General features: G+C 32.9%; 11 protein-coding genes and 1 rRNA gene. 1 reads left to right on the top strand and 11 read right to left on the bottom strand.

What is annotated here, in order from left to right; all coding sequences use genetic code 11:
* Positions 1–305 precede the first annotated feature (305 nt).
* Entirely contained in the window at positions 306–2282 is a 1977-nt protein-coding gene (gene metG, locus CN514_RS05330) for a methionine--tRNA ligase (protein ID WP_098231716.1), read from the bottom strand.
* A 302-nt stretch (positions 2283–2584) separates the two neighbouring features.
* Between metG and CN514_RS05335 the strand changes: the two genes are divergently transcribed.
* Entirely contained in the window at positions 2585–2869 is a 285-nt protein-coding gene (locus tag CN514_RS05335) for a transition state genes transcriptional regulator AbrB (protein WP_069033946.1), read from the top strand.
* 106 nt (positions 2870–2975) lie between these two features.
* Here the strand turns inward: CN514_RS05335 and rsmI are convergent, their stop codons facing one another.
* The 10 genes from rsmI to rrf form a co-directional block, all read right to left on the bottom strand.
* A complete protein-coding gene (gene rsmI, locus CN514_RS05340) occupies positions 2976–3851 on the bottom strand; it encodes a 16S rRNA (cytidine(1402)-2'-O)-methyltransferase (RefSeq protein ID WP_098231723.1) in 876 nt (291 codons plus the stop codon).
* A gap of 2 nt (positions 3852–3853) precedes the next feature.
* On the bottom strand, positions 3854–4114 hold the full coding sequence (locus CN514_RS05345) for a GIY-YIG nuclease family protein (RefSeq protein ID WP_098231717.1): 261 nt from the start codon (positions 4112–4114) through the stop codon (positions 3854–3856).
* Positions 4101–4841: a tRNA1(Val) (adenine(37)-N6)-methyltransferase gene (locus tag CN514_RS05350; RefSeq protein WP_098231718.1), complete on the bottom strand. Its 741-nt coding sequence runs from the start codon at positions 4839–4841 to the stop codon at positions 4101–4103. The genes CN514_RS05345 and CN514_RS05350 overlap by 14 nt, the downstream gene beginning before the upstream one ends.
* 184 nt (positions 4842–5025) lie before the next feature.
* The gene (gene yabA / locus CN514_RS05355; protein WP_069033942.1) at positions 5026–5385 is read right to left on the bottom strand and encodes a DNA replication initiation control protein YabA; all 360 of its coding nucleotides are present in this window, start codon (positions 5383–5385) and stop codon (positions 5026–5028) included.
* 12 nt (positions 5386–5397) lie between these two features.
* A complete protein-coding gene (locus tag CN514_RS05360) occupies positions 5398–6225 on the bottom strand; it encodes a PSP1 domain-containing protein (protein ID WP_098231719.1) in 828 nt (275 codons plus the stop codon).
* Between the two features lie 3 nt (positions 6226–6228).
* Positions 6229–7224, bottom strand: coding sequence for a DNA polymerase III subunit delta' (gene holB, locus CN514_RS05365; protein WP_098231720.1), 996 nt, complete (start codon positions 7222–7224; stop codon positions 6229–6231).
* A gap of 209 nt (positions 7225–7433) precedes the next feature.
* Positions 7434–8066, bottom strand: a complete 633-nt coding sequence (gene tmk, locus CN514_RS05370) for a dTMP kinase (RefSeq protein ID WP_098231721.1) — start codon at positions 8064–8066, stop codon at positions 7434–7436.
* A 12-nt stretch (positions 8067–8078) separates the two neighbouring features.
* Positions 8079–9497, bottom strand: a complete 1419-nt coding sequence (locus tag CN514_RS05375) for an aminotransferase class I/II-fold pyridoxal phosphate-dependent enzyme (RefSeq protein ID WP_098231722.1) — start codon at positions 9495–9497, stop codon at positions 8079–8081.
* Positions 9498–9836: 339 nt separating this feature from the next.
* The gene (locus tag CN514_RS05380) at positions 9837–10025 is read right to left on the bottom strand and encodes a sigma factor G inhibitor Gin (RefSeq protein WP_248267553.1); all 189 of its coding nucleotides are present in this window, start codon (positions 10023–10025) and stop codon (positions 9837–9839) included.
* A 497-nt stretch (positions 10026–10522) separates the two neighbouring features.
* Positions 10523–10607 (bottom strand): 5S ribosomal RNA (gene rrf / locus CN514_RS05385); the annotation flags it as partial.

A 10607-nucleotide genomic window follows, 5' to 3' on the forward strand; every position in this document is an offset into this window, starting at 1 on the left:
ATTTTTAAAGATGTTTTAAATTAATTCCATGTTATATCAAGACTTTCTTACTTTTCGAAACAAAATTCTGATATTTTTTTTAGTTTACTATTGTAATCAATCTGTAATATTTTCTTCATATAGTGACATTTTTTAACAATAACTTGTTAACACCTGCCATAAATCAACAAAATATTATCATATTTGTGATTCTTATGATATTTTTACAATTTTCTGCACAATACAACAATTATTTCAGTAAAACAAATCAAAAAAAGAAAAGTATTTCATGTTAGTTTTTACACGAAATACTTTTCCTAGTAACATTATTTAATAATAGTACCGTTTGGTAATGATTGATCAATTGTTGCAAGTGATAGCTTACCTTCAATACTTCCTGCAAGGATCATCCCTTCGGATAGTTCCCCTCTAAGCTTTACAGGTTTTAAATTCGTTACGCAGATCACTTTTCTACCAATTAAGTCTTCTGGTTTATAGTATTCCGCTATACCTGATACAACTTGTCTTGATTCATTTCCTAAATCTAATTGAAGTTTTAGAAGTTTTTTTGCTCCTTTTACTGCACCAGCTTCTTTTACTTCAGCTACCTTTAGTTGAATTTTAAAGAACTCATCAATTGTAATTTCAGGAACAGTTTCTTCCACTTTCTCTTCTACCACTTGTTTTACAGTACTTTGCATTTGTTCTTTAATATATGCAACTTCAACCTCTGTCTCTAAACGTGGGAAAATTGGTTCACCCTTTTGTACTCGCGTATCCTCTTGAATTGCTCCAAACTTATTCAGACTGTCCCATGAAAGAATCTTTTCATCAACTAGTCCTAACTGAGTGAAAATTTTCGCTGGAGTCTGAGTTAAGAAAGGTTTTAATAAAATCCCAACTTGACGTAAAGATTCAGCTAAATGTGCCATTACCGAAGCTAGTTCTTGTACACGACTTTCATCTTTAGCAAGTACCCACGGCTGTGTCTCATCAATATATTTGTTTGTACGACTAACGAACTGCCAAATATTTGTTAATGCAACTGAAAACTCCATATTTTCCATTGCCGCTTCCACAGTTTCCTTCGTGTTCTTTGCCACTTGTTGAAGGTTTTCATCAAAATCTGTTACTGTTCCATTAACTGCAGGAATATTACCATCAAAATATTTTTGGATCATTGCAATTGTTCGATTTAATAAATTACCTAGATCATTTGCTAAATCAAAATTAATACGATCAACAAATCCTTCTGGTGTAAAAATACCATCTGATCCAAAAGGAACTTCACGTAATAAGTAGTATCTTAGAGCATCTAAGCCATATCGGTCGATTAATACTACTGGATCTACAACATTACCTTTTGATTTACTCATCTTGCCGTCTTTCATCAATAACCATCCGTGAGCAAAGACCTTTTTAGGTAATGGTAAGTCTAGTGCCATTAACATAATCGGCCAATAAATCGTATGGAAACGTACAATTTCTTTACCAACTAAATGTACATTCGCTGGCCAATATTTTTTATAGTTTTCTTCATTATCTGAACCATAACCTAAAGCCGTAATATAGTTAGATAAAGCGTCAATCCAAACATAAATTACGTGTTTAGCATTACCAGGTACTTTTACACCCCAGTCGAATGAAGTACGTGAGACAGCTAAGTCCTCTAAACCTGGTTTAATGAAATTGTTAATCATTTCATTTTTTCTTGATTCAGGTTGAATAAATTCTGGGTTTTCTTCATAATACTTCAGTAATCGGTCAGCATATTTACTCATTTTAAAGAAATATGACTCTTCTTTAACTAGCTCTACTGGGTGACCGCTGTCCGGACTCTTTCCACCAATAATTTTTCCTTCTTCATTATATAGAGGATCAACAATTTGTGTTTCAGTATAATATGTTTCATCCGGTACAGAATACCAACCCTCATACTCGTCCAAATAAATATCACCTTGATCAAGTAATTGTTTGAAAATCTTCTCAACAATTTCTTTATGTCTGTTTTCTGTTGTACGGATAAAATCATCATATGAAATATCTAATTTTGTCCATAGGTCCTTAATTCCAACAACGATATCGTCCAAGTATTTTTGAGGCGAGACATTTAATTCCTCAGCTTTACGTTGAATTTTTTGACCATGTTCATCTGTACCCGTTAAATAAAAAACATCAAAGCCTTGAAGTCTTTTATATCTAGCCATTGCATCCCCAGCAACAGTCGTATAAGCATGACCTATATGTAATTTTCCGCTCGGATAATATATTGGGGTTGTAATATAAAAAGTTTTATTACTCATTGACCAAAAACCCTCCTTCAAAAATTTCTAAATATTGACACTAAATTATTCGCATGATTTTGCATTTCATTATAAAATGAAAAATGAGTTATTTGCATATCCCCATCTACTATTACAACTTCATACTTATTTTATAAGTTAAATTTTACACAATAGTAACATCTATTTCTATTATTTCTCATAAATATACATACATTTTCTCTTTAATTAACCCATTTAGGCATAGTAGCATTATGTAGCTCTGTCTTTTGGACTACATAGTACATTTATTTTCATGAAAACTTTATATAGGAGGATTAATAATGAAATCTACAGGAATTGTCCGTAAGGTAGACGAGCTTGGCCGTGTAGTCATTCCAATTGAACTTAGAAGAACACTAAATATCACTGAAAGAGACACACTTGAAATATTTGTTCAGGATGATCGTATTATCCTAAAAAAGTATGAACCAAATATGACTTGTATGATGACCGGAGAAATTTCTCAAAATAATCTTGAGGTTGCTGATGGCAAAATTGTTTTAAGTAAAAAAGGCGCAGAGCTTCTAAAATTTGAGATTGAACAATTTATAGCTGATAATAATTAAATTGAAGAGGCTGCCTATTTTAATTTGCATTCTCTAAATAAAAGCAAGAAAAAATGAGTAGAGAATTACAAATAAATAAACAGCCTAACTTCATTTTTAAACCTTATTAAATTTCGTGATATTCTGCGTAGACATCCCTTTTATTTAATGAACGATCCTTTGCAACAAGTTTTATTGCATCTTTACTTTTTTCATTTTTTTCATTTATGTACCAATTGACATGTTGATTAATGGATAGTTCCTGCCACCAACACTCCTCATTGTTTTTCACATCTTCTTCAGATGCCCCTTCTAATACAACTACAAACTCTCCACGTACTTCTTCATTCGTTGCCCAGTCTATTGCATCACTAACTGTCCCACGTAAAAACTCTTCGAACTTCTTTGTTAATTCCCTACAAAGTACAATTTTTCTGTCACCTAATACTTCAAGAATAACGTGTAGCGTTTCTTTTAAACGGTGTGGAGACTCGTATAAAATGACTGTACTACGTTGCCCCTTTAACGGTTCCAATTGCTTCTTCTTATCTTTCTTTTGACGTGACAAGAATCCTATGTATAAAAACGAATCAGTAGGTAGTCCAGATGATATTAAAGATGTTAAGGCAGCATTTGCTCCAGGTAAAGGAACAACTGAAATACCTTCTTCTAAACAAAGTTTTACAAGCTCATAACCTGGGTCATTTATACACGGCATTCCTGCATCACTTACTAATCCAACTTTTAATCCTCGTTTCAAGTCTTCTACAAGCTTTAACCCTGCTTTTTCTTTATTATGCTCATGATAACTCACTAATGGAGTTGGTATTTCGAAGTGATTACAAAGTTTTTTCGTGTTACGAGTATCCTCCGCTGCAATATAATCCACTTCTTTTAGTATTCGTACCGCTCTAAACGTCATATCTTCTAAGTTGCCAATAGGGGTTGGTATTAAATAAAGACAGCCTAATTCTTCATTTAAGAAGCTCTTTTGACTTTTAATCATTACTCGTTACCTCCTCTCATATATCGTTCTTTGTTTTCTCTTGATAATTGCTTAAAAGCGTATTCCGCTTGCATCGCTTCTCTTTTAGTTGGGTACTCCTCAAAAAATATACAGTTTACAGGTGTCCTTCCCTTCGTATATTTTGCACCCTTTCCATCGTTGTGTTGTTTTACTCTACGCTCAATATTTGTTGTGTATCCTGCATAGAAAGTTGTATCTGAACATTCTAGCACGTATAAATAGTGTTTATGATTTTCCATATAGAATTTCCTTTAACTCAGCCGTATACTCGTTATTTTCCTCATATACGTAAATCGGAGGCAAAATTTTAAGGTCAGCCTTACCACCTTTAATACCTTCAATTAGAAGTGTATTTGCTTCCTTTCCCATTTTTGGGTAGACAAACTGAATTCTTTTTGGCTCAATACCATTTTTACGCATTGTTGTAACAATATCCAACATACGTCCTGGACGATGAACCATCGCCAATTTTCCACCATGCTTCAAAAGTTGTTTACTTGCATTGATTACTTCTTCTAAATTCGTTTTAATCTCATGTCTCGCTATTGCATAATGCTCATTCATATTCTGTTCAGAAGTCGGAATATCTTGAAAGTATGGTGGATTACATGTAACAACATCTACAAATTCTCTACCTATTTTATCTGGTGCATTTTTTAAATCGTCATGAATCATTGATATTTTTTCATCTAACTTGTTATATTCAATGCTTCTTTTAGCCATATCATACAGTCGCTCTTGTATTTCTACACCTATTATATTTGCTTTAGATCTTCGGTGTAACATCAATGGAATAACTCCATTTCCAGAGCATAAATCAACAATTGTACCTTTTTGGATCGGGACATATGTAAAATTCGATAAAAGAACTGCATCTAACGAAAATGAAAAAACAGATGGACTTTGAATAATCCTCATATCATCGGTTAATAAGTAATCTAAGCGTTCGTCACCTTTAAGCATAATTAGTTCCTTTCAAATTCATACCAATATTATCTTTTAGCATTGCCTAATTGTATAACAATTAACTAGCAATGCATAAAAAGAAGCTATTCCATTTGGAACCTGCGATCTTTACCTTTTTAAACAGCATATTTCATAACTGTTTTCTAAAAAGGTAATCGCTCGCTTCTTCCGGAATAGCCTACCATTACTTTTTATCAAAGAAGGATAAACAAAATAGACAGTCCTCACCATGACGTACGCTTCCATAATGTAGATTACAAATATGGAAACCTTCTTGGTACAATCTTGCTAAATTATCATAGCCTTCCCCAAGATCCTTATCCTTTTGTACCTTTTTCTTCTTTGAATCTTTTATTTGTTCTTTTTCTTCTATACGTTTATTTAGACCTAATCTTTCTCGTAAGTGATCGTTCTCAATTTTCGTATAGTGATTTTCTTCTAGTAGCTCAGCAATATATTGTTTTAAATCGCTAAGCTGTGTTGATAAATCTTGAATTTGTTCTTCCATATTGGAAAGAGATAAGAATATATTCTTCTTGTCCAATCTTACCACCTCTTAATCTGTGGTTTGTATTGACACGACTCCCTCGTGAATTAAATCATCTAGGGTATACTCCACAACGCGTTCTTTTTTGATCAATTCTACCTGAATAACTCGTTCTAAGATGTTCAATCCTACTACTCTTCCAGGACCTTCTGCTGTCTTGATGATATCCTCTAAGTCTGGAAGTTGTTCTTTTGCAGCCTCATACTCGTCATTTTCATATTTTAAGCAGCACATTAACCGGCCACAAAGTCCTGAAATTTTCGCCGGGTTAAGAGAAAGGTTTTGATCTTTAGCCATTTTAATGGATACTGGTTCAAAATCACCTAAGAATGTTGAACAACACAACATTCTACCGCAAGGCCCAATCCCACCGAGCATTTTAGCTTCATCACGTACTCCTATTTGTCTTAATTCAATACGAGTACGGAATACTGCAGCTAAATCCTTTACTAATTCCCTAAAGTCTATTCTACCATCTGCTGTAAAATAAAAGATGACTTTATTTCGGTCAAATGTATATTCGACATCAACTAACTTCATGTCTAGTTCATGTTGCATAACTTTACTAGAACAAACTTCATAAGCTTCTTTGGCTGATTGTTTATTCTCTTCAACAATCATACGATCATGCTCATCAGCTAATCGCATAACTTTTTTTAACGGAAGGACTACGTCATTTTCTCCGACCCTTTTATTTGGTACAACTACTTTTCCAAATTCAATCCCTCTCACCGTCTCAACGATGACAAAAGTATCTTTAGGGATTGCTAATCCATTTGGGTCGAAATAATAGATTTTACCAGCTTTTTTAAAACGTACTCCGACTACTTCGTACACAATCTACAATCCCTCCTGTAGTTCTATAATCATTTGCTCTAAAACCATTAACATATTTGCGTTGGATGTTAATCGCTTTTTAGCAAAAAGGATGATTTCTAAACAAGTGGTTATTTTCTCTAATGAAATACGATTTAATGCTTGTCTCATTAATGGTTCTTCATTTTTAAAAACAACATTTTGATCTTGCTCAGCATATATATATAGCATATCTTTAAAGGCTAATACAAGCATATCAAGCATCATTTGTAACTGTTCCTTCGTATCAAAATGACGAGAAACATTTTGTTGTATGACTAGAAGACTATCTTTTTTTGTTGTTAATAATGCTTCATATAATTCTATCACTAAATCTCTAGCTTGTGCAAACCATTCTTCTTCAGCAATTTGAAGTGCGACTGCCTCACTATTTGTTAATCTTGCTAATAATGGTACTAAGTTTGACTGGAGCTCGATATTAACTAAATGTTCTTCAAAGTATTTTGTTGGTAATGGATTAAAATGGATAGATTGACAGCGAGACTGTATCGTTGGCAAAATTTGTTGTACTTGTTCAGTTAATAAAAATGCAGTTGTAATTGAGACTGGCTCTTCCAAAAATTTCAATAAAGAATTAGCTGCATTTGTCGTCATTCGATCAGCATGATCTATTATATAAATTTTACGATTCGATTCAACAGCTGTTTTAGAGAATTCTTCTTGTAATTGTTGAATTTGATGTTTCTTTATTGAGGCTTCTTCGGGCTCAATTACATAAACATTTGGGTGATTACCAGAATCGACACGCTTACAATTACGACAAGTTCCACAAGGTGTAGCGCTACTTACATTCTCACATAGTAATACTTTTGTGTAGTATAATGCAAGTTCGCGTTTACCAGTTCCTCTTGGGCCTTCAAATAAGTAAGCATGAGCTACCCTGTTCTTAATTACTGCATTTTTTAACATTTTTGTGGCAACTGGCTGACGCTCGCTTAGTTTCTCCCAAGATGTTTTCATGTTTACACCTACTCATATCTATAAATTAATCAATGATGTTTTTAAATTGTATCGTTTTTTAATCGTTTTATAAATTACTTCAGCTTAACTTTCGGGCCTTCATTTATCTATTGATGCAAGTAATTTTCAGTTAAGTTCCGAATGTATTCTTACTCCTATTATACCAGTTCCGTCATGTTATTGTTCATGTAATCAATTTTTGTAAATAATTAAATTTCTTCTATTTTTTCTAAAATGACTTTTAAAGTATCATTAAATACTTGATTGACCTGATTTGATGCATCAATTCGTTTAAAACGCCATGGCTCTCTCTTCATGATCTCAACATATCCACTTTGAACTTTTAAATGAAAATCAAGTTCTTCTAAATCCAGTCGATTGATTTCTCTCTCATCTGCTTGGTGAACTCTATTCAGTCCAACTTTAGGGTCTAAATCAAAGTAAATTGTTAAATCAGGCATTAAACCATCGATCGCAAACTGATTGATATTATAAATTTCATCTATTCCGATTCCTCTACCGACACCTTGATATGCAAGCGAGCTATCCACAAATCGATCACACAACACTATTTTTCCTTCTGCCAATGCAGGGATTACTTTCTCTGCTAAATGCTGTCTCCTTGCTGCAGCATAAAGTAGTGCCTCCGTACGCTTGTCCATTTCAATATTCTCTGTGTCTAATATAATATTTCTTATATTTTCAGCGATCCGTATACCACCTGGTTCGCGAGTGGATATAAAATTTACACTTCTTTTACGAAGTTCTTCTGATACCATATTAATAATTGTTGTCTTCCCTGCACCCTCTGGTCCTTCAAATGTAATGAATAAAGATTTCAAGTGTGTTTCCTCCTAAATCAATACTTCAATTTGTAAATTTTTATCTTCAATCAAATTTTGAATCGTCATTCCATATTGATATACATCATGAATATAATCAACATGCTTAGTAGTAATTAGTTCACCTTTTAGTAAAATAGGAATTCCTGGTGGATAAGGAACAATATTTTCTGCAGAGATTTCTCCTACCGAATCTACCAAATCTTTTACCAACTTCCTTTTTTTCTTTAAGTCAGCGTAACTATGTAAAACTGTACTCGTAAAATTAGGTACGTTAAGCTTAGGTTGTTTATTTTCAATATAACCCATCGATTCAGTTGCTTTTTTTATACGATTAATAAGGTCATTAAAATCCAATCTTTCATCTAGCGGAAGGATGAACAGAACATGTCCCCAATCTGATAGTTCAGAATAGATTCCCTCATTTTCAAATATTTCCTGTAATTGCTTTCCTGTATGTCCTTTTTTACTTTTTACGATTACTTTTAGTAAATCTTGTGAATAGTTTATATGACTTGATGTAACAATTTGTATACTACATAAATCATTAACTTCATTAATAAATTCGGCAATTTTCTTTTGAAGTATTTTCACTTTATCATTAGAAAATGTTTCGACAAAACTCCTTGCGTAATCTAAGGAAGCCATAATTGGATAAGAAGGACTGCTGCTTTGTAGCATTCTCAGCATTTCTCTTACTTTATCTTTGCAAACAAGTTTTGATGTTATATGTAAATATGAACCCATTGTCATTGCAGGCAACGTTTTATGAGCTGATTGTATGACGATATCGGCACCCATAGAGAGCGCATCATTTGGAAAAGGATCTCCAATTATAAAATGTGTTCCATGTGCCTCATCCACAATCGTTGGGATCTCCATGCTATGTGCGAACTCAATTATATTTTTTAAATTCTGAGACATTCCATAGTAATTAGGATTAGTTAAAATTATTGCTTTTGCTTTTGGATAATTTTTTATTACATTCATCGTTTGCTCACTGTTTACCCCAAGTGGCTGTCCTAACTCTTCATCAATATCTAATGGTAAGAATATAGGCTTCGCTCCAGCAAGTAAAAGACCATGAAAAATTGACTTATGACAATTGCGTTGTACCAATACTTCGTCATTTTCGCCACATAACGCTAAAATTGCAGCTAGGTTACCAACAGTTGATCCATTTACTAAAAAGAAACTTTCTTCTGCATTGTATACTTTCGCTAACATTTTTTGAGCCTCACTGATTACTTCTGAAGGGTAATGTAAGTCATCTAAGCCATTTAATTCCGTCACATCATAATTTAATATATTTGGTAATCCTAATTCATTTATAAAAGTGTGCTTTCCATTCTTATGACCTGGAACATGTAGAGATATTGTTTTTTTATTTACAAACTGTTTCAGTGTATTTAGTAATGGCATTTTAATCATCAATAACGCTTCCTTTAATTTACGCAATTTATTTGTATGTATCGTTATACTAGTATATTTTTTTGTTAACCTTTAAATTAAACATTCCAAACATACTTTCCGACATTTTATACAACTACCTAATTCGAAATCCAATATTTTATAGAAAATATAAAAACCGATTATATTTACAAGTTCTCTCCATTACTTAAAGGCTCAGTCACTAAAGGGGTGACCAAACAGTAATAAATTATGGCAGAGGTACCTGTATATAGAATCGGTCCTTCACTTTATATCTTATTTTAACTTACAAAAACTTATTAGACTACTACTATTAGTCTATTACGTTTACGCCAATCTCTAATTCGCAATTTCTTCTTTCACCGTACTAATACATCTTAACTTCTCTACAAAGGAATTGTATATAGGTGCGTCTGTTTCAGTTTTTACGATTTTCTTTTCACACTCTTCACATACGAATGCTTCAATAATATGAATGCCATGTTCCTTTTTCTCTTCACAAACTATACATTTCGATAAACCATTCACCTTTATTCCTCCTCTAAGTGTTTTTCTGAGTGCAATTTACGATTGATTAAACAATTTTGTTTATTATTTAGTTTTGCAAATTAAAAACTTTTTATACAATTTAGGGCCTATTTTTTTTAAATATATGAAAATAGTTCTAATTTTGTGCTCTATATTTTAAATATTTTTTTCTAACATGATACTACTTTCCTACTTTGATCTTATTTTTGTTCCTTTTAACTACTATAAAAGGACTGCAATTCGTTTGTAGTCTCAGACTAGCCGTCAAAACGCCTGTTTTTCTTTACTTTGCCTGCCTTCCTGTGCGGTGCTCATTACCATATAAGGTATAAACCCAGTGCCACGAAAGAACTGCTCCAATGCCTTTAAATAAAGTATCAAATTAGCTTTGTTTAGATACATTGATCAAGTTTCACATAATTTTACTTTGATTCATTAAATTTATTTATGTTTGTAAATACAAAAAAACATCAGCCTAATAGCTGATGTTTTTGGTTACCAGGCGACGTTCTACTCTCACAGGGGGAAACCCCCCACTACCATCGACTCTGTAGAGCTTAACTGCCGTGTTCGGTATGGGAA

The sequence above is a fragment of the Bacillus sp. AFS001701 genome (genome assembly GCF_002559405.1).
GTDB lineage: Bacteria > Bacillota > Bacilli > Bacillales > Bacillaceae_G > Gottfriedia.

Bases quoted from the DNA above. Each gene is read 5' to 3' on its own strand.
- metG (WP_098231716.1), bottom strand. From the start codon at position 2,282: ATGAGTAATAAAACTTTTTATATTACAACCCCAATATATTATCCGAGC.
- CN514_RS05335 (WP_069033946.1), top strand. From the start codon at position 2,585: ATGAAATCTACAGGAATTGTCCGTAAGGTAGACGAGCTTGGCCGTGTA.
- CN514_RS05345 (WP_098231717.1), bottom strand. From the start codon at position 4,114: ATGGAAAATCATAAACACTATTTATACGTGCTAGAATGTTCAGATACA.
- holB (WP_098231720.1), bottom strand. From the start codon at position 7,224: ATGAAAACATCTTGGGAGAAACTAAGCGAGCGTCAGCCAGTTGCCACA.
- CN514_RS05375 (WP_098231722.1), bottom strand. From the start codon at position 9,497: ATGATTAAAATGCCATTACTAAATACACTGAAACAGTTTGTAAATAAA.